This is a genomic window from Pseudomonas sp. PvP089 (genome assembly GCF_017875165.1).
In the GTDB taxonomy this organism is placed as follows: Bacteria; Pseudomonadota; Gammaproteobacteria; order Pseudomonadales; family Pseudomonadaceae; genus Aquipseudomonas; species Aquipseudomonas fortuita.
In genome coordinates, this window is sequence record NZ_JAGGME010000001.1 from 4,591,524 (window position 1) to 4,609,752 (window position 18,229).

16 protein-coding genes are annotated in these 18,229 nt (G+C 62.9%); 9 read left to right on the top strand and 7 right to left on the bottom strand.

Features of this window, described 5'->3' with window-relative positions; genetic code table 11:
• Nucleotides 1-25: 25 nt before the first annotated feature.
• Together tusA and rlmM are read right to left on the bottom strand one after the other, a co-directional pair.
• Entirely contained in the window at nucleotides 26-268 is a 243-nt protein-coding gene (gene tusA, locus J3A71_RS20990) for a sulfurtransferase TusA (protein WP_016485619.1), read from the bottom strand.
• Nucleotides 269-1,078: 810 nt separating this feature from the next.
• Entirely contained in the window at nucleotides 1,079-2,143 is a 1,065-nt protein-coding gene (gene rlmM, locus J3A71_RS20995) for a 23S rRNA (cytidine(2498)-2'-O)-methyltransferase RlmM (RefSeq protein ID WP_016485617.1), read from the bottom strand.
• A 224-nt stretch (nucleotides 2,144-2,367) separates the two neighbouring features.
• Here rlmM and acnA point away from each other — a divergent pair, with 224 nt between their 5' ends.
• Complete coding sequence (gene acnA / locus J3A71_RS21000) at nucleotides 2,368-5,109, top strand: aconitate hydratase AcnA (RefSeq protein ID WP_060519030.1); 2,742 nt, start codon at nucleotides 2,368-2,370, stop codon at nucleotides 5,107-5,109.
• Nucleotides 5,110-5,287: 178 nt separating this feature from the next.
• Nucleotides 5,288-6,853, top strand: coding sequence for a PAS domain-containing methyl-accepting chemotaxis protein (locus tag J3A71_RS21005; RefSeq protein WP_016485615.1), 1,566 nt, complete (start codon nucleotides 5,288-5,290; stop codon nucleotides 6,851-6,853).
• 178 nt (nucleotides 6,854-7,031) lie between these two features.
• On the opposite strand, the gene J3A71_RS21010 is transcribed toward J3A71_RS21005, so the two are convergent.
• From J3A71_RS21010 to J3A71_RS21030, 5 genes are all read right to left on the bottom strand, one after another.
• Nucleotides 7,032-7,916, bottom strand: coding sequence for a pseudouridine synthase (locus tag J3A71_RS21010; RefSeq protein ID WP_016485614.1), 885 nt, complete (start codon nucleotides 7,914-7,916; stop codon nucleotides 7,032-7,034).
• Between the two features lie 51 nt (nucleotides 7,917-7,967).
• A complete protein-coding gene (locus J3A71_RS21015) occupies nucleotides 7,968-8,276 on the bottom strand; it encodes a hypothetical protein (RefSeq protein ID WP_016485613.1) in 309 nt (102 codons plus the stop codon).
• A gap of 65 nt (nucleotides 8,277-8,341) precedes the next feature.
• Nucleotides 8,342-8,773, bottom strand: coding sequence for a D-Ala-D-Ala carboxypeptidase family metallohydrolase (locus J3A71_RS21020; RefSeq protein WP_016485612.1), 432 nt, complete (start codon nucleotides 8,771-8,773; stop codon nucleotides 8,342-8,344).
• A 108-nt stretch (nucleotides 8,774-8,881) separates the two neighbouring features.
• Nucleotides 8,882-9,121 (bottom strand): glutaredoxin family protein, encoded by a 240-nt coding sequence (locus J3A71_RS21025; protein ID WP_016485611.1) that lies wholly within the window; start codon nucleotides 9,119-9,121, stop codon nucleotides 8,882-8,884.
• Nucleotides 9,122-9,193: 72 nt separating this feature from the next.
• Nucleotides 9,194-10,402 carry an ammonium transporter gene (locus J3A71_RS21030; RefSeq protein ID WP_209953202.1) on the bottom strand — a complete coding sequence of 403 codons (1,209 nt, stop codon included), beginning with the start codon at nucleotides 10,400-10,402 and terminating at the stop codon, nucleotides 9,194-9,196.
• A gap of 313 nt (nucleotides 10,403-10,715) precedes the next feature.
• Here J3A71_RS21030 and J3A71_RS21035 point away from each other — a divergent pair, with 313 nt between their 5' ends.
• The 7 genes from J3A71_RS21035 to J3A71_RS21065 all read left to right on the top strand — a co-directional run bounded on the left by J3A71_RS21035 (nucleotide 10,716) and on the right by J3A71_RS21065 (nucleotide 18,149).
• On the top strand, nucleotides 10,716-11,030 hold the full coding sequence (locus J3A71_RS21035) for a YqjD family protein (protein ID WP_016485609.1): 315 nt from the start codon (nucleotides 10,716-10,718) through the stop codon (nucleotides 11,028-11,030).
• Nucleotides 11,031-11,039: 9 nt separating this feature from the next.
• Complete coding sequence (locus J3A71_RS21040) at nucleotides 11,040-11,414, top strand: phage holin family protein (RefSeq protein ID WP_016485608.1); 375 nt, start codon at nucleotides 11,040-11,042, stop codon at nucleotides 11,412-11,414.
• Nucleotides 11,411-11,740: a hypothetical protein gene (locus tag J3A71_RS21045; RefSeq protein ID WP_016485607.1), complete on the top strand. Its 330-nt coding sequence runs from the start codon at nucleotides 11,411-11,413 to the stop codon at nucleotides 11,738-11,740. The genes J3A71_RS21040 and J3A71_RS21045 overlap by 4 nt, the downstream gene beginning before the upstream one ends.
• Nucleotides 11,741-11,887: 147 nt before the next feature.
• Entirely contained in the window at nucleotides 11,888-13,219 is a 1,332-nt protein-coding gene (locus tag J3A71_RS21050; RefSeq protein WP_016485606.1) for a deoxyguanosinetriphosphate triphosphohydrolase, read from the top strand.
• 285 nt (nucleotides 13,220-13,504) lie between these two features.
• Nucleotides 13,505-14,122: a response regulator transcription factor gene (locus tag J3A71_RS21055; RefSeq protein WP_016485605.1), complete on the top strand. Its 618-nt coding sequence runs from the start codon at nucleotides 13,505-13,507 to the stop codon at nucleotides 14,120-14,122.
• 2 nt (nucleotides 14,123-14,124) lie between these two features.
• Nucleotides 14,125-17,763 (top strand): transporter substrate-binding domain-containing protein, encoded by a 3,639-nt coding sequence (locus tag J3A71_RS21060; RefSeq protein ID WP_209953204.1) that lies wholly within the window; start codon nucleotides 14,125-14,127, stop codon nucleotides 17,761-17,763.
• Between the two features lie 41 nt (nucleotides 17,764-17,804).
• A complete protein-coding gene (locus J3A71_RS21065; protein ID WP_016485603.1) occupies nucleotides 17,805-18,149 on the top strand; it encodes a YggL family protein in 345 nt (114 codons plus the stop codon).
• Nucleotides 18,150-18,229 lie beyond the last annotated feature (80 nt).

An 18,229-nucleotide genomic window follows, 5' to 3' on the forward strand; every position in this document is an offset into this window, starting at 1 on the left:
AACGTCGGGCGTGTTCCAGAGCGCTTCAGTCGGCTTTCTTGCGGATCCAGTACAAGAAAGTACCGGCGTCCTCTTGCTGTTGCAGCAGTTCGTGGCCGAGGAAGTTGCAGAACTTGGGAATGTCGCGGCGGGTCGACGGGTCGGTGGCGATGACCTTCAGCAGGCCGCCAGCGGCCAGGCCACGCACGTGCTGGTGCAGCATCATCACCGGTTCCGGGCAGTTCAGGCCGGTTGCATCGAGGATGGCGTCGGGGGTGAAATCGGTCATGGGGGGCTCCGAAAATGATCGCCATTGTCGCGCATAGCGCGACGCGGTCCAAGCACCGCTTGAGAAATGCCCAGCTGCGCCCCCCCCCCGGCCCAGCTCTTGATCTTGATCTTGATCTTGATCTTGATCTTGGATCTTCGCGACTTCAGGAGGCCGAACGCAGGCCTTGCGAAGGGAGGTGACGGGCATGGATGCCCGTCAAGCGCTGGGCCCCAGGATGGGGCCTGCAGCGCCATCCTCCCGGGAGCGAGGCCGGAGTGAGGGGACCCCGGAGCGCAGCGCAGGGGCCGGATGATCGGAGCGCAGCGTTTTTTGGTTACTTTTTGTCGCGTCTGACAAAAAGTGACTCGCCGTAAGGGCGAAAAGGTGAGTCAGCGTCACCATCGCAAACGGACTGTTCGATGCACCAAAACAGCCATATCCGCTTTTTAGCTTCTTGCGAGGTGGGCCTCAACACAGTGTAGACATTCGTTCGCGCAGGTGGCGCCGAGTCACCTTTCCGCCCTTCCGGCGGGTTACTTTGGTCTTGGCCAAAGTAACCAAAGCCGTCCGCTCCCATCATCCGGCCCCTGCGCTTCGCTCCGGGGTCCCCTCGCTCCGGGCTTGCTCCCGGGAGGACCGCGCTGCAGGCCCCATCCTGGGGCCCAGCGCTTGACGGGCATCCATGCCCGTCACCTCCCTTCGCAAGCCCTGCGCTCGGCCTCCTGAAGTCGCAACCTGCGTCGCCTGGACTACCGCGCGCTTAGAAGCAAAAACCGAAGCAAGAGCTAGAACAAGAGCTACAGCTGGAGCGCGAACAGCGCGCTGGGCTCAGCGCGGCTTCAGATCGAGCCGGCGCAGGTGGCAAGTCACTTCCTCACGGTCGTGATACAGCTGCTTGCAGGCAATCGACACCCTGATCTTGCGCGCCTTGAACGTCGCCTCCATGCGGTCGAGCAGCCGGCGCACTTCGGCATAGCGCTGCTTCATCGGCAGTTTCAAGTTGACCACCGCCTCGCGGCACAACCCCTCCCCCAGCCAGGTTTCGATCAGCGAGGTGGTGCGCGCCGGCTTCTCGACGATGTCGCACACCATCCAGTCAACCGGCTGCTTGGGCTGCCAGGTAAAACCATCAGCCATCAGGTGCTGGACCAGGCCAGTGTCCATCAGGCTTTCGGCCATCGGGCCGTTGTCGATGGCGGTCACCAGCATGCCCCGGCGCACCAACTGGTAAGTCCAGCCACCTGGCGAGGCGCCCAGGTCAACGCCGGTCATGTCATCCCCCAGGCGCTGGTCCCATTGCTCGCGCGGGATGAACTGGTGCCACGCTTCCTCCAGCTTGAGGGTCGAGCGGCTGGGCGCCTCGCGAGGGAATTTCAGGCGCGCAATACCCATGGGCCACAGCGCACTGTTGTTGACCGGGGCAACACCGGCAAACACCCGCCGGCCGCTGATGAAGGTGAGCAGCAGGCGTGGGCGGCTGGCATCGTCAACCAGGCGGCCGGCCTTTTCCAGTGCTTTGCGCAGCGGCACTTCGAACTTGCGGCAGAACGTAGACAATTCCTTGCCGTCGTTACTGTCCAGCACTTCCAGCCACAGGCTGCCAAACACCGGCAGTTCGGCCAACTGTGCCAGCAACACACTGATGCGGTCACTTTCCGGCAGCTCGACATAACCGCCCCGGGCCCACTGCCGCGGGAAAATCAGCTCGCTGAAACGCAACGCCCCCATCAGCCGCTCGGCACCGCCTTCTTCGGTACAGACAAACTCGGCGCTGGCACTGTGCGGCTTGCCTTTGGCGTAGCCCGCAATGCCAAGGCGGGCAGCATGTTCGCTGATTTCGGCGCACACCTCGCCCTCGAAACCAGGCCGGCAATGCATGAACAGGGTATTCATCTCTCACTCCACTACGGCTGGCGCGCAACAGGCGCCGGCAGGGCGGCGATGATAAAGGAAGTTCGGAACCTGCGACACGCCCCGCCGGTCCAGAAAAGGGTCAGGGGCCGCAAAGCGGTCTAACCTGACCACTCAGCCAGGTCCGTACCGTGCGGATCGACACAGAGCGGTGACACCGGCAGACCTTTAATATTTGCCGGGCACCGGCGCAGAAGGAGTTGGCAATGCCCTCGCTCGATAGCCTGAACACCCTCAAGCCCCTCCAGGTCGGGGACCAGACCTACCATTATTTCAGCCTTACCGAGGCCGCCCGCCAGTTGGGTGACCTGCAACGCTTGCCCATGTCGCTGAAAGTGCTGCTGGAAAACCTGCTGCGCTGGGAGGACGGCCATACCGTCACCGGCGACGACTTGCGCGCCCTCGCCCAGTGGCTGAGCGAGCGGCGTTCTGATCGCGAGATCCAGTACCGCCCGGCGCGGGTGCTGATGCAGGACTTCACCGGTGTGCCGGCCGTGGTCGACCTGGCCGCCATGCGCGCGGCAATGGCCAAGGCCGGCGGCGACCCCCAGCGGATCAACCCGTTGTCACCGGTGGACCTGGTGATCGACCACTCGGTAATGGTCGACCATTACGGCACGCCGCAGGCCTTCCACGAGAACGTGGACATCGAAATGCAGCGCAATGGCGAGCGCTATGCTTTCTTGCGCTGGGGGCAGAGCGCCTTCGACAACTTCCGCGTAGTGCCGCCGGGCACCGGCATCTGCCACCAGGTCAACCTTGAATACCTGGGCCGTACGGTTTGGACCCGTGAAGCCGATGGCCGCACCTACGCCTTCCCCGACACCCTTGTCGGTACCGACTCGCACACCACCATGATCAATGGCCTGGGCGTGCTCGGCTGGGGTGTCGGTGGCATCGAAGCCGAGGCGGCCATGCTCGGCCAACCCGTGTCGATGCTGATCCCCGAGGTAATCGGCTTCAAACTGACCGGCAAGCTGCGCGAAGGTATTACCGCCACCGACCTGGTACTGACGGTGACGCAGATGCTGCGCAAGAAGGGTGTGGTGGGCAAGTTCGTCGAATTTTATGGCGACGGCCTGGCCGAGCTGCCCTTGGCTGACCGTGCGACCATCGCCAATATGGCGCCCGAATATGGCGCCACCTGCGGTTTCTTCCCGGTTGACCAGGTGACGCTGGACTATCTGCGCCTGTCGGGCCGCCCCGAAGCGACAGTGCAACTGGTCGAGCAGTACTGCAAGGCCCAAGGCCTGTGGCGCCTGCCGGGGCAGGAGCCGCTGTTCAGCGACAGCCTCGCACTGGACATGCACGAGGTCGAAGCAAGCCTGGCCGGGCCGAAACGGCCACAGGACCGCGTGGCGCTGGGCCAGGTCAGTCAGGCCTTTGACCATTTCATCGAACTGCAGCCCAAGCCACTGGCAAAAGAAGTCGGCCGCCTGGAAAGCGAGGGCGGGGGCGGCGTAGCGGTGGGCAACGCCGACCAGGCTGGCGAGATCGATTACAGCCATGCAGGCCAGACTCACACCCTGCGCGATGGCGCCGTGGTAATTGCGGCGATCACCTCGTGCACCAACACCTCCAACCCCAGCGTGATGATGGCTGCCGGGCTGGTGGCCAAAAAGGCCGTGGAAAAAGGCCTGCAACGCAAACCCTGGGTCAAGAGTTCCCTGGCACCAGGCTCCAAGGTTGTCACGGACTATTTCAAGGCCGCCGGGCTCACCCCCTACCTTGAGCAACTGGGCTTCGACCTGGTCGGCTATGGCTGCACCACCTGCATCGGCAACTCGGGCCCGCTGGACGAAGCGATCGAGAAAGCCATCGGCAGCGCCGACCTTACCGTAGCCTCGGTGCTGTCGGGCAACCGCAACTTCGAAGGCCGCGTGCACCCACTGGTCAAAACCAACTGGCTGGCTTCGCCACCGTTGGTAGTGGCTTACGCACTGGCCGGCAGCGTTCGCCTGGACCTGACCCGCGACCCGCTGGGCACCGGCAAGGACGGGCAACCGGTGTACCTGCACGATATCTGGCCCAGCCAGCAGGAAATTGCTGCGGCCGTGGCCAAGGTCGATACCGCGATGTTCCACAAGGAATACGCCGAAGTGTTTGCCGGCGATGCGCAGTGGCAGGCCATCGAGGTGCCACAGGCTGCCACCTATGTGTGGCAGGCCGACTCAACCTACATTCAGCACCCGCCGTTCTTCGACGACATCGCCGGGCCGCCGCCACAAATCGCCGACATCCAAGGCGCGCGGGTGCTGGCGCTGCTGGGCGACTCGGTGACCACCGACCACATCTCCCCTGCCGGCAACATCAAGGCCGACAGCCCTGCCGGGCGCTACCTGCGTGAAAAGGGCGTGGAACCGCGCGATTTCAACTCATACGGTTCGCGGCGCGGCAACCATGAAGTCATGATGCGCGGCACCTTCGCCAACATCCGCATTCGCAACGAAATGCTGGGCGGAGAAGAAGGCGGCAATACCTTGTACGTGCCTACTGGCGAAAAGCTGTCGATCTACGACGCGGCCATGCGCTACCAGCAGGAAGGCACCCCACTGGTGGTAATCGCCGGCCAGGAATACGGCACCGGCTCGAGCCGCGACTGGGCGGCCAAGGGTACAAACCTGCTGGGCATCAAAGCGGTGCTGGCGGAGAGTTTCGAGCGCATTCACCGCTCCAACCTGGTGGGCATGGGCGTGCTGCCGCTGCAGTTCAAGGCCGGCCACGACCGCAAGCAACTGGTGCTGACCGGCAAGGAGCGGATCGATGTGCTGGGCTTGAACGGTGCACAGATACGTCCGGGCATGAGTCTGCCGTTGCGCATTACCCGCGAAGACGGGCAGCAGGAACAGATCGAAGTGTTGTGCCGGATCGATACCTTGAATGAGGTGGAGTACTTCAAGGCCGGCGGAATCCTGCACTATGTGTTGCGACAGATGATCGCTGGCTGAGGCTGGGAGGTTCGGCTGCAGATTTGCGGCGCTCTCGAGACCGAGCGCCGCCCGCGCGGCGCTCGATTTCACAGGCGCCAGAGCCCCAACGACGAACAAACGCAGCCACATTAAATAATCATTCAATAAAACCCCTAGCTTGCCGATACCTGTCCAAAGCCCTGCGGACTATCAACCCATGCGTAACAACCAGCCGATTACCCAGAGAGAACGGACTTTCCCTGCCCAGCAGCGGTTGATCTCCACCACCAACGCCAAGGGCGTGATCACTTACTGTAACGATGCCTTCATCGACATCAGTGGTTTCACCCGCGAGGAGTTGACCGGGGCGCCGCACAACCTAGTACGCCACCCCGATGTGCCGCCTGCCGTGTTTGCCCATATGTGGCAAACCCTCAAGCAGGGCCAGCCGTGGATGGGCATCGTCAAGAACCGTTGCAAGTCCGGGGACCACTACTGGGTCAACGCCTACGTCACACCGATTTACGACAATAACCAGGTCATCGGTTTCGAGTCGGTGCGGGTCAAGCCAACCGCCGAGCAGATTCGCCGCGCCGAGGCCCTGTACCAACGCATCAACCAAGGCAAGCCCGCAGTACCTCGCAGGGACAAGTGGCTGCCGGTGCTCCAGGACTGGCTGCCGTTCATCCTGATCAGCCAGGTAGGCTTCCTGATCGGCAACTGGCTGGGCCATTCCTGGGGCTTTGCCCTGGCTGCCGGGCTATCCGTCCCCTTGGGCCTGCTGGGCTTGAGCTGGCAGCAGCGCGGCCTCAAACGCCTGTTGCGCCTGGCCGAACAGACCACCTCCGACCCGCTGATCGCGCAGATGTACACCGACAGCCGTGGCGTGCAGGCGCGTCTGGAGATGGCCATGCTCAGCCAGGATGCCCGCATGAAAACCTGCCTGACCCGCTTGCAGGACAGTGCCGAACACCTCAGCGACCAGGCGCGCCAGTCCGACGCCTTGGCACACAAGAGTTCGTCGGGGCTGGAGCGCCAGCGGGTGGAAACCGAGCAGGTCGCCGCCGCTGTCAACCAGATGGCCGCCACCACGCAGGAAGTGGCCAACCACGTACAGCGCACGGCCGACGCCACCCAGGAAGCCAACCGCCTGACCAGCCAGGGCCGGCAGATTGCCGGGGAAACCCGCGAGGCCATCGAGCGTCTGTCGGCAGCGGTGGGCGAAACCGGTCAGACGGTTACCCAACTGGCCAAGGACAGCGACGAGATTGGTGGCGTGGTCGATGTGATCAAGGGCATTGCCGACCAGACTAACCTGCTGGCACTGAACGCGGCCATTGAAGCGGCGCGTGCCGGCGAGATGGGCCGTGGCTTTGCCGTGGTGGCCGACGAAGTCCGCCAGCTGGCCCAGCGCACTGCCGAATCCACCGGGCAGATCCACGGCCTGATCGCCAAGCTGCAACAAACTGCCAGCAACGCCGTGCTGACCATGGAAACCGGCCACCGTCAGGCGCAGGAAGGTGTCGACCGGGTGATGCAGGCTGATGAGGCATTGGTGGGGATCAGCGAAGCGGTGGCCAACATCACCGATATGGCCACCCAGATTGCCGCTGCGACCGAGGAGCAGACTGCAGTGGCCGACGAGATCAGCCGCAACATCAGCACCATCGCCGAACTGGCCGACCAGACCGCCGAACAGGCGCAGCATTCAGCACTGCTGAGCGAGGCGCTGACCAGCACAGCGGGTAGCCAGTATTCGCTGGTGGAGCGGTTCAACCGCTGACGCTCCGGTATTCGCGGCTGAAGCCGCTCCCACAGGAACCTAGTGACCTTGGAGCCTGCGACGTACCTGTGGGAGCGGGCGTGCCCGCGAAGAAACCAACGCGGTGGATGGCACCGGCCCTGCCGGTGTTCGCGGGCAGGCCCGCTGCCACAAGGGCCGCGTATGCCTGCGGCCTGTGTTACCAGTCCAGCCGCAGGCGGCTCTCGAAATAGCGTTCTTCGCCGCTCAACGGGTCTTCGAAACGCAAGCTCTGCGCCAGCAGTTTCAGCGGCCGTTGGTAGTCATCCTCTGCAGTAAGCAGCTGCGGGTAGAACGGGTCATTGCAGATTCCCGCCCCCAAGGCTGCCATGTGCACGCGCAACTGATGGGTCTTGCCGGTCACTGGTGACAGCCCATAGCGCCACAGCTCCCCATTCTTTTCCAGCACCTCGGCCAAGGTTTCACTGTTGGCCTCACCCTCCACCTCATGCATACGGAAAAACGGCTCGCCATGCACCAGGCGGCTTTTGTGCACCAGCGGAAATGCATGCTGCGGCATCGCCGCCGCAATGGCCTGGTAGCGCTTGTCGATGCGCCGCTCGGGGAACAGGCGTTGGTAAACGCTGCGGCTGTGCGGGTTGGCGGAAAACAGCACAAGCCCGGCGGTGTGCCGGTCTATGCGGTGCAACGGCACCAGATGCGGGTTATCCAGGCGACGAATCAGGCGGCGCAGCAAGGTCTGCTCGACGTACTCGCCCGTCGGCGTCACCGGCAGGAAATGCGGCTTGTCGGCCACCACCAAGTGTTCGTCCGCGTGCAGTACCACTTCCTGCACCGGGATCGGCCGCTCGTTCGCCACTTCGCGGAAGTAGTGCAAACGCAGGCCACGCTTGTAGGGTAACTCGGCAGCAATCGCCCGCCCCTCGGCATCCAGCACCCGGCCACGGGCAAAACGGTCAAGCCACTGGGCGCGGTCGATGGCCTTGAAATGGTCGCACAGGCAATCGAGCACCGTCGCCCAGTTACCGGGGGGCAGGCACACCGTGCTGGCTTGCTGGCGGGCGGGGTCGAAGGGCGCGGTCATGGCAGGGCTCGAAACGTTCACGGCCGCGCATTATCGCCCAAGCCCGCGCCCTCAACCAGCCTGGACTATCGCCTCGCTGCGTTCCTTCAGCCAGCGCAACACCTGCACCGGTTCCCAACGACCGGGGTCGTACAGGGCATAGAGCAACCCCTGGTAGCCCACCACATCCAGCCCGCGGTGATAGCCGGCACGCTGGAACAAGGCCTCGATCTCGGCGAAGCAGGTATTGAAGTGGACTTTACCGAACGGCGTGCGGTCGTCGGTCACCAGGCCTTCGAGGCGCAGTTCCAGAACGGCGTCAGCCACCCGATCCACGGGCATGCGGTTGACGCTGTACTTGAGTTGCTCGACGTTGAGCATGACGTTACCTCGACACTGTATTTATATACAGCATACGAACATCCCCTTGCCGCCGTCAATGCGGTTCATTGCAGCCCCGGCAGGTAGCCGCTGCCTCTGCGCAGGGTCAAAACCTGCCTGCGCGGGGTGCCACGGGTTACCGAAAGATGCACCCATCTGTCGAACTCCAGGATGAGTTGATCGAACGGCACGGCACTTTCGTTGATCCGCCGAGCGGTTTCCCGAGGGCTGACTTCCATCACCGTGAAGTCAGCCGCCAGCCCCTGAATATGCTGGCTGTTGGTGGCACCGCCGATCAGCCGGTTAACCTTCTCGCTGCGAAAACCGCTGCTGACGATGATCGGCACGCCGAACAGTGCGCGCACCTGCTCCAGCGCACAACACAGCAATTGCAGGTTGGCCCGGGCATCAGGAGGTGGGGTGTTATCGAACCCGTCCCTGGCGGCGAGCTGGGAAACGGTCATTTCATCGAGCGTGAAATGTGGAGTGATCAACATGGCGAACTATTCCGATGATGGGAAAGGTGACCGGCGCCAGTGCGCCGGCACCTGATCATCAGCTCGCTTCACCCTTCATGGAGCAGGGTTGCAACTCCTCTGCAGCCATCATTGCCCCAGGAACGCCACCACCTGTTCGGCATCGAACGGCCAGTGCAGCTCAGCAGCATTGTCGCAGCGTCGCAACACCGGAATGATCAGGCCATAGCGCTCGAACAGCACCTCACTCTCGGCGATGTCGACCAGCTCGACCAACAGGCCATGATCGACAAAAGGCATCAGCACGGCCTCGGCCACTTCACACAGGTGGCAGCCGAGGGTACCGAACAGTTGGCATTCAGGCAGCATGGCTCAGGTCCCGGTTGGCATGCAGAGATACCTATTCTAGGTCTCTCGCACTCGTCATGCACCTGACCTGGCTCAATCCTGGCTGGTGGCGCCGATACGGTGCAGCGACAAGTCCGCGCCCTGAAACTCCTGCTCATGGCTCAAGCGCAGCCCATGCAGCGCACGGATTGCGCCATACACGGCAAAGCCGCCGGCCAATGCCACCAGCACGCCCATCAGGCTGCCCAGCAGCTGGCTGGCCAGGCTGACACCACCCATGCCGCCCAGTGCCGTCTGGCCAAAGACGCCGCAGGCAATGCCACCCCACACGCCGCACAGGCCGTGCAGTGGCCACACGCCCAGCACGTCGTCGATCTTCCAGCGGTTTTGCGCTGCAGTGAAGGTCCAGACGAACAACGCGCCAGCCACCAGTCCGGTGGCCAGTGCGCCAATCGGGTGCATCAGGTCGGAGCCGGCGCAGATCGCCACCAGGCCGGCCAGCGGCCCGTTGTGCAGGAAGCCCGGGTCGTTACGCCCGGCCAGCAAGGCCGACAGGGTGCCACCGACCATGGCCATGAGCGAGTTGATCGCCACCAGGCCGCTGACGCCTTGCAGCGTCTGTGCACTCATCACGTTGAAGCCGAACCAGCCGATGATCAGAATCCACGACCCCAACGCCAGGAACGGAATGCTCGACGGCGCAAACGCCACCAAACGGCCGTCCCGGTAGCGCCCACGCCGCGCGCCCAGCAGCAATACCGCCGCCAGGGCTAGCCAGCCGCCCATGGCGTGCACCACCACCGAGCCTGCAAAATCGTGGAAAGGCGCGCCGAAGCGGGCCTGCAACCAGGCTTGCAGCCCCAGGTTGCCATTCCACACCACCCCCTCGAAGAACGGGTAGATAAACGCCACGATCAACGCCGTGGCACACAACTGCGGCACGAAGCGCGCGCGCTCGGCGATGCCCCCGGAGATGATCGCCGGGATCGCCGCAGCGAACGTCAGCAGAAAGAAGCACTTGACCAGCGAATAACCATGGTCAACGGCCAGCGCCGCTGCCGGCTGGAAGAAATGGACACCATAGGCTATCCCGTAACCAATGAAGAAATACACCAGTGCCGAGATGGCAAAGTCGCTGAGGATCTTCGACAAGGCGTTGACCTGGTTCTTGTGGCGTACCGTGCCCACTTCAAGGAAGGCGAAGCCGGCATGCATCGCCAGCACCAGGATGGCGCCCATGAGAATGAACAGAGTGTTGGAACCGTGGACGAGGGAGTCCATTGCGCTGTGCATGTTTTCCATGAAATAGGCAGGCCTGCTAAAAAAGGCACCAGGACAGTTCAAGAACCTGCATCCCTGCACCGAATCGGTGCCAGCCCCCTGCCCTGTTTCGGTGAGCGGGTCGGAGCCTGCGTGGTTTTTTCTTGGGTTTGTCGTGGATTGGGTTAAGGTTTATCGGTACACGCTGCGCTGACGCCCTGAATCGGCGCAATCGCTGCCAGCCACGCCCCGCAACGTGGCAATGACTTAGCAAGGCCCATACCAGCACCGGCACTTGAACCTTCCGCGCGTGCTATTACTCGAACTACCAACACTCATCGACAGGGAGAGGCCCATGGCCAGCAAATCGGCAAAGACTGCACAAGAGATACTGATGGCTGACTTCCAGGCGTTGGTACGCGACACCGAGAGGTTGCTGGCCGACACTGCCAACCTGGCCGGCGACCAGGCCGACGAATTGCGCGAACAGATTCACGACCGCCTGACCCAGGCTCGCGAAACCCTGCAACTGACCCAGGACTCCGTGCGCCAGCGCGGCCAGGCCGCGCTGGGCAGCGCCGAGCAGTACGTGCAGGAAAACCCGTGGCAGGCAATCGGCATCGCCGCCGGCGTCGGCCTGTTGATCGGCCTGCTGGCCAACCGGCGCTGAGGGGTTCCCATGGAGAATGACGCCAACGGCGCCAGCGCCTCGGGCAAGCGCCTGGGCGCAGCTGCGCTGGGGCTGCTGCACAGCCACATCGAACTGCTTGGCATCGAATTGCAGGAGCAAAAGGGCCGCACCCTGCGGTTGCTGCTGTTCGCAGGCCTGGCCCTGGTGTTCGCCCTGCTGCTGCTGACAGCCCTTTCCGGGTTGTTACTGGTGCTCCTGTGGGACAGCTATCGCCTGGCCGGCATCATCGGCCTGTGCGTGTTCTATGGCTTTGCCGCGCTGTACTGCGGGTTGCGCCTGAAGGCAGCGGTGTTCGACGAATCGTCGCCATTCGGGGCCACCCTTGAAGAACTCGCCAAGGACCGGGAGCGCCTGTTGCCATGAGCCTGCCCCAACTGCCAAACACCCGTAACCCGCGCGAACTGCGCAAAGCACTGCTGCGCCTGCGCATGGAGATGCACCGCCAGGAAATCCGCCATGAGTCCGGGCAACTAATGGAGCCGCTGCGCCGCGTGCGCGGAATGGGCAGCTCGCTGCACGCAGGGTTGGGGATCAAGCATGCGCCTTTATGGGGGATTGGTGCCGTGGTGGCGCTGGGCTTCCTCACTGGCAAGGGCGTGCGCAGCGGTAACCTGGCACGGCTGGTGCGCCTGGGCAGCAGCCTGCTGCCGCTGGTGCGCCTGTACCTGCAAGGCAACCGCCGCCCCTGAACACTGCACATTCCTTTGTAGGAGCAGCCTTGTGCTGCGAAGAGCCCGGCCCGGCGATACCCGTGTATCGCTCAAACAGGCCTCTTCGCAGCACAAGGCTGCTCCGGCAGGATATGCTGCTTCCTTCGATCCACAGGAGAATGCGCCTTGGACTGGCACACCCTGCTCACCCGCGAACGCCTGGGCAAAGCCCTTTATAGCGCCGATGAACTCGGGCGCAGCCCCTTCCACAAAGACCATGACCGCATCATCTTCTCTGGTGCCTTTCGCCGCCTTGGGCGCAAGACCCAGGTACACCCGGTTTCCAGCAACGACCACATCCACACACGCCTGACCCACTCACTGGAAGTCAGTTGTGTCGGTCGCTCCCTGGGCATGCGCGTCGGCGAAACACTGCGCGACAACCTGCCCGACTGGTGCGCCCCCAGCGACCTGGGGATGATCGTGCAGTCAGCGTGCCTGGCCCACGACATCGGCAACCCACCCTTCGGCCACTCCGGCGAGGACGCCATCCGCCACTGGTTCCAGCAGGCAGCCGGGCGTGGATGGCTGGATGACATGAGCGACGACCAGCGGGCCGATTTTCTGAATTTCGAGGGCAATGCCCAAGGCTTTCGTGTGCTCACCCAGCTGGAGTATCACCAGTTCGACGGCGGTACCCGGCTGACGTATGCCACCCTCGGCACTTACCTGAAGTACCCCTGGAGCGCGCGCCACGCCGACGCCTTGGGCTACAAGAAGCACAAGTTCGGCAGCTACCAGAGCGAACTGCCCCTGCTCGAGCAGATCGCCCGCAAGCTCGGCATGCCGCAACTGGAAGAACAGCGCTGGGCGCGCCACCCGCTGGTTTACCTGATGGAGGCTGCCGATGACATCTGCTATGCGCTGATCGACCTGGAAGACGGCCTGGAAATGGAGTTGCTCGAATACGCTGAAGTCGAAGCCCTGCTGCTTGACCTGGTCGGTGAAGACCTGCCAGAAACCTACCGCCAGCTCGGCCCCCGTGATTCCCGCCGGCGCAAACTGGCGATTCTGCGTGGCAAGGCTATCGAACACCTGACCAACGCTGCCGCCCACGCGTTCGTCGAGCAGCAGCAGGCATTGCTGGCCGGGCACCTGGCAGGCGACCTGGTAGAGCACATGCACGGCCCGGCCAAGCGCTGCGTGCTGCAGGCCAAGGACATGGCACGCAACAAGATCTTCCAGGACAAGCGCAAAACCCTGCACGAAATTGGTGCCTATACCACCTTGGAGATTTTGCTCAATACCTTCTGTGGCGCAGCGCTCGAACAGCACGGTGGGCGCACCCCCTCGTTCAAGAGCCGCCGGGTACTGGACCTGATCGGCAACAATGCTCCGGACCCACGTGCCTCGCTGCACAGTGCCTTCCTGCGCATGATCGACTTCATCGCCGGGATGACCGACAGCTATGCCAGCGAAATGGCTCGGGAAATGACCGGGCGCTCCAGCCCCACCTGAAGCACGCCGGTGCAGCCACGGTCCTTGAGCCAGTGCTGCACCGCATATTGCAGGAAACTTCCTACATATACTGACGGCAAATTAAACAGCCCGAGTAAAAGTGCACGAAAAGTTACCAATCACGCTTTGACATTGGGTCAAACACACAAAATTCGTAGCCCGTTTTGTTTTATCTTGTAAGCCATTTCCCATAAAGGGCGAATCGCCCTTCCTCGCATGTCTGACGACTTCCAACTGCGATAAGGTGCCGATTATCCCCCTCAATCGCCCGCAGGGAAGTTGAACATGCATTCCATATTTATTGTCGACGATCATCCTGTCATCCGCCTGGCCGTCCGTATGCTGCTGGAAAACCAGAACTACAAGATTGTCGGCGAGTCGGACAACGGCGTGGACGCCATGCAGATGATTCGTGAAGCCGCCCCTGACCTGGTCATCCTCGACATCAGCATCCCCAAGCTAGACGGGCTGGAGGTGCTTTCCCGCTTCCAGGCCATGGCCCTGCCATTGAAGGTTCTGGTATTGACCGCGCAGTCTCCCGCATTGTTTGCCGTACGTTGCATGCACTCCGGCGCCGCAGGCTATGTGTGCAAGCAGGAAGACCTGAGCGAACTGCTCAGTGCAATCAAGGCGGTCCTGGCCGGTTACAACTATTTCCCCAGCCAGGCAATAAAGCATGACCAGACAGCCGATGCCGAGCTGAAACTCTTCAGGCAGGTAAATGACCGCGAACTGATGGTACTGCAACTCTTCGCCCAAGGCCGCAGCAACAAGGAAATTGCCAAGGGCATGTTCCTCAGCAGCAAGACTGTCAGCACCTACAAGAAGCGCCTCATGCACAAACTTCAGGTCAACACACTGGTTGACCTGATCGAAATTGCCAAACGCAACGCGCTGGTCTGAGGATGGTCATGCCGCGCCCTTTCGCTCGCCTGCTGTTCGCCCTGCTCCTGTTCAGCGGCGTCGTGCAGGCCACCTATCAAGAGGCCTCATCCTATACGTTACTGGCTCGGTCATCAGCCAAGCCGACCCGCCCCATGCTCACGGCCGAACAACGGCGATGGCTCGAAAGCCGTCAGGAACTGGTACTGGGCACGTCGGCTCCGGATTACCCACCGTTCGACATCACCAGTGGCGGCCGCGACTACCAGGGCCTCACCGCCGAGTACGCGAGCCTGATCGGCACGGCCCTGCAGTTACCCGTGCGGGTGCTGCGTTTCTCCAGCCGGCAGGCGGCAGTGGAGGCGCTCAGGCATGGCGATATCGACCTGCTTGGCACCGCCAATGGCTACGAAGCGGCCAGCGACGGCCTGGCGCTGTCGCATCCGTATGCCGTTGACCAACCGGTGCTGGTAACACGCGAAGACGAAACCCGGGCGCTGGACGCGGACCTGACCGGCCTGCGCCTCGGCATGCTTTACCATTACCTGCCCAAGCAGGAGGTACGCCGCACCTACCCCATGGCCGAGCTACTGGCCTTTGGCTCCTCCAGCCAAGCCTTGAACGCCGTGGCGTTCGGCCAGGCCGACGTATACATCGGCGACACCATCTCCACCCACTACCTGCTTAACCGCGGCCACCTGCCACGCCTGCGCATGGCCAATTTCGGCCAGCACGAAGCCATCGGCTTCGGCTTTGCCTTGCGCCAGCAAGACACGCAACTGCTGGCGCTGGTGAACACCACACTGGACAGCCAGCCTGCGGCACTGCGTGCCAGCATCTTCAAACGCTGGAGCGCCGGCAGCGACCTGCTGCTGACTGACCGCAAGCTGCAACTGACCGATGCCGAGGAACAGTGGCTGCAAGATCACCCGGTGATGCGCGTAACGATCGATGATACGGCTGCGCCGCTATCCTATTTCGATGGCTCAGGGCATTTTCGCGGCATCACAGCCGACCTGCTGGAGCTCATCAGCCTGCGCACCGGTTTGCGTTTTGACGTGCAGCGTGCAAGCGGCATTGCCGACATGATCGCCCGCCTCAAGGATGGCCGCGCCGATGTGATTGCCGCACTGGCCACTGGCGGGGTGACCAAAGACGACCTGCAGGTCAGCCGGGCCTACCTGGAGAGCGCCTTCGTGCTGGTCGGCCGCAAGGATGACAAGGGCATGAGCACGCTGGAGCAGTTGCAGGGGCATCGCGTGGCCATTACCCGCTACAGCGCCATGGACACCCTGTTGTCCCGGCACTATCCGAAAATCGGCTGGGTCGAGACCGAGAGCGCGTACTATTCCATGGCCTTGCTCAACAGCGGTGCCGTCGATGCGGTGATCACCACGTTGATCGACGCCAACCATGCCTTGGCCAGCAACCCTGGGCTGGTCATCCGCACCACGGTCGGCAGCGAGCCTGCCAACTTCGCCATGGCCACCAGCACCCCGTCACAGGCGATGCAGTCGATCCTCGACAAGGCGCTACTGAGCATCTCGCCCGAAGAGCTGGGGGTGATCAACAACCGCTGGCGCGGCTTCGGGCAGCACGACGATGGCAGTGGCAAAGACTACAGCCAGCTTGCGCTACAAGTGGTGCTGGGCATGGTCGCGCTGCTGTTGCTGGCCTTGCTCTGGAACGCCCGCTTGCGCTTGCAGATTCGCCAGCGCCAAACCGCCGAACGCGCACTGAACGACCAACTGGCGTTCATGCGCGCCCTGCTCAACGGCACGCCCCACCCCATGTACGTGCGTGACCGCGAGGGGTGCCTGCAAAGCTGTAACTACAGCTATCTGGAAGCCGTGCAGGCCCGCTCCGACGAGGTCATCGGCAAACGGCTGGACGCCAGCCTGTTTGCCGACAGCGAGCAGACACGGCAGATCCAGGCCGACTATCTGAAAGTCATGGCCGCAGGCTCGCCGTTGATCATGGACCGGCCACTGCGGATCAAGGGCCGCGAAATGACCATCTATCACTGGATACTGCCGTACCGTGACTCACTGGGCGAAGTACAGGGCATCATCGGCGGCTGGATCGACATCAGCGAACGCCGCCAGTTGGTCATGGAGTTGCGTCAGGCCAAGCAGCAGGCCGACGACGCCAACCGCGCAAAGAGCACCTTCCTGGCCACCATCAGCCATGAGATCCGCACCCCGATGAACGCCGTCATCGGCATGCTCGAACTGGCAGTCAAACGCGCCGACCAGGGCCAGGTGGACCGCAGCGCACTGGAACTGGCCCACCACTCAGCCAAAGACCTGCTGGGTCTGATCGGCGATATTCTCGATATCGCGCGTATCGAATCCGGGCACTTGTCCCTGGCACCGGAAGCCGTCGACCTTGCGGCCCTGGTCGAATCGGTAGGGCGCATTTTCGAGGGGCAGGCACGCCAGAAAGGCCTTGCCCTGGAGGTGATGATTGCACCCGCCGCGCGTTGCCACGCACTGCTCGACCCGCTGCGTTTCAAACAAGTGCTGTCCAACCTGGTAAGCAACGCCATCAAGTTCACCGAGCATGGCCAGGTTCGCATCTGCGTAGGGCTGCTGGATGACGGCAGCACCCTGCCCGCAGTGCTGGAGCTGGAAGTGCGCGACAGCGGCATCGGCATCCATGCCGACGACCTGCAGCGCCTGTTCAATCCGTTCATACAGGCCAACCCGCATAGCCAGGGCGCCCGCGCGGGTACCGGGCTGGGCCTGGCCATCTGCCGCAGCCTGTGCGAAATGATGGGCGGCAGCCTGACCATCAAGAGCCTGGAAGATGTTGGCACCCAGGTGCGCCTGAAAATGCCGCTGCAGCGCATTGACGCCGCCCCGCATTCAGCGCCGCCCTTCGAACACCTCGAGGTGCCTGACCCGCGGCTGAATGTGCTGGTGATCGATGACCACCCGGCCAATCTGCAGCTGATGGCGCAGCAGCTCGGCTACCTGGGCCTGCCGCACGCCAGCGCCCGCGATGGCCGTGAAGGCCTGGCCACCTGGCGCGCAGGCGACTTCGATGTGCTGGTGCTCGACTGCAACATGCCGCACATGAACGGATACCAACTGGCGACCGCCGTCCGTGCCGAAGAACGCCATGGCAAGCGGCAGCGCTGCACCATTCTCGGCTACACCGCCAACGCACAGCCAGAGGTGCGCCGCCAGTGCCTGAGCGCCGGTATGGACGACTGCCTGCTCAAGCCGATCAGCCTGGGCACCCTCAGCCAGCGCCTGGCGGGCATTCGCCCGCGCCGCCAGCAAAAGCCCCGGCGCAAGCTGTACCACCTGGAAGGCCTGGCTGCAGTGATCGGGCATGACCCCGACGACCGCCAGCGCTTCCTGCTGACCTTGCAGCAAAGCCTGCAGGCCGACCGGGCCAGCTTGATGGCGCTGCACCCGGAGCAAGACAGCGAGGCCATTGCCGAGCAGGCCCACAAGGTGCTGAGTGCCGCGCGCATGCTGGAAGCCCACGACCTGATGGCGGCCTGCGAAGCCCTGGAGGCCCGCGGCTTGCCTACCCCCCAGTTGCGCTTGCGCCGTCAGGCACTGGCGCGGCACATGTGCCGTGTGGAACGGGCGTTGGCCAACGAACTGACTACCGGCGCATGCACTCAGGCAGGCAGCCCCACGTGTTAACTGGTAGACTGCGCGGCGTTATTACCTAAGAGGATTGTTTCATGGCCACAAACCGCTCCCGTCGTCTGCGCAAAAAGCTGTGTGTCGACGAGTTTCAGGAATTGGGCTTCGAGCTGAACCTGGAATTCAAGGAAGATCTGGATGACCAGGCAATCGATGCTTTCCTCGATGCGTTCCTGGAAGAAGCGATGGACGCCAACGGCCTGGACTATGTAGGCGGTGACGATTACGGCCTGGTGTGCTCGGTCAAACGCGGATCGGTCAGCGAAGAACAGCGTGCTGCCGTTGAAACCTGGCTCAAGGGCCGTAGCGAACTGACCAAGATCGAAGTCAGCCCGCTGCTGGACGCCTGGTACCCGGAAAAGCCGATCAACAAGGCTGAGTGATCCCTGCCTGGCTTGATCGCTGAAAAGGCTGCCCTTGTGGTGGCCTTTTTTATTGGCGGTGCTTTTCCGTCGAACGTGGC

Coding starts and splice junctions, on each gene's coding strand:
- tusA (WP_016485619.1), bottom strand. CDS start 268: ATGACCGATTTCACCCCCGACGCCATCCTCGATGCAACCGGCCTGAAC.
- rlmM (WP_016485617.1), bottom strand. CDS start 2,143: ATGAATACCCTGTTCATGCATTGCCGGCCTGGTTTCGAGGGCGAGGTG.
- acnA (WP_060519030.1), top strand. CDS start 2,368: ATGCCCTCGCTCGATAGCCTGAACACCCTCAAGCCCCTCCAGGTCGGG.
- J3A71_RS21005 (WP_016485615.1), top strand. CDS start 5,288: ATGCGTAACAACCAGCCGATTACCCAGAGAGAACGGACTTTCCCTGCC.
- J3A71_RS21010 (WP_016485614.1), bottom strand. CDS start 7,916: ATGACCGCGCCCTTCGACCCCGCCCGCCAGCAAGCCAGCACGGTGTGC.
- J3A71_RS21015 (WP_016485613.1), bottom strand. CDS start 8,276: ATGCTCAACGTCGAGCAACTCAAGTACAGCGTCAACCGCATGCCCGTG.
- J3A71_RS21020 (WP_016485612.1), bottom strand. CDS start 8,773: ATGTTGATCACTCCACATTTCACGCTCGATGAAATGACCGTTTCCCAG.
- J3A71_RS21025 (WP_016485611.1), bottom strand. CDS start 9,121: ATGCTGCCTGAATGCCAACTGTTCGGTACCCTCGGCTGCCACCTGTGT.
- J3A71_RS21030 (WP_209953202.1), bottom strand. CDS start 10,402: ATGGAAAACATGCACAGCGCAATGGACTCCCTCGTCCACGGTTCCAAC.
- J3A71_RS21035 (WP_016485609.1), top strand. CDS start 10,716: ATGGCCAGCAAATCGGCAAAGACTGCACAAGAGATACTGATGGCTGAC.
- J3A71_RS21040 (WP_016485608.1), top strand. CDS start 11,040: ATGGAGAATGACGCCAACGGCGCCAGCGCCTCGGGCAAGCGCCTGGGC.
- J3A71_RS21045 (WP_016485607.1), top strand. CDS start 11,411: ATGAGCCTGCCCCAACTGCCAAACACCCGTAACCCGCGCGAACTGCGC.
- J3A71_RS21055 (WP_016485605.1), top strand. CDS start 13,505: ATGCATTCCATATTTATTGTCGACGATCATCCTGTCATCCGCCTGGCC.
- J3A71_RS21060 (WP_209953204.1), top strand. CDS start 14,125: ATGGTCATGCCGCGCCCTTTCGCTCGCCTGCTGTTCGCCCTGCTCCTG.
- J3A71_RS21065 (WP_016485603.1), top strand. CDS start 17,805: ATGGCCACAAACCGCTCCCGTCGTCTGCGCAAAAAGCTGTGTGTCGAC.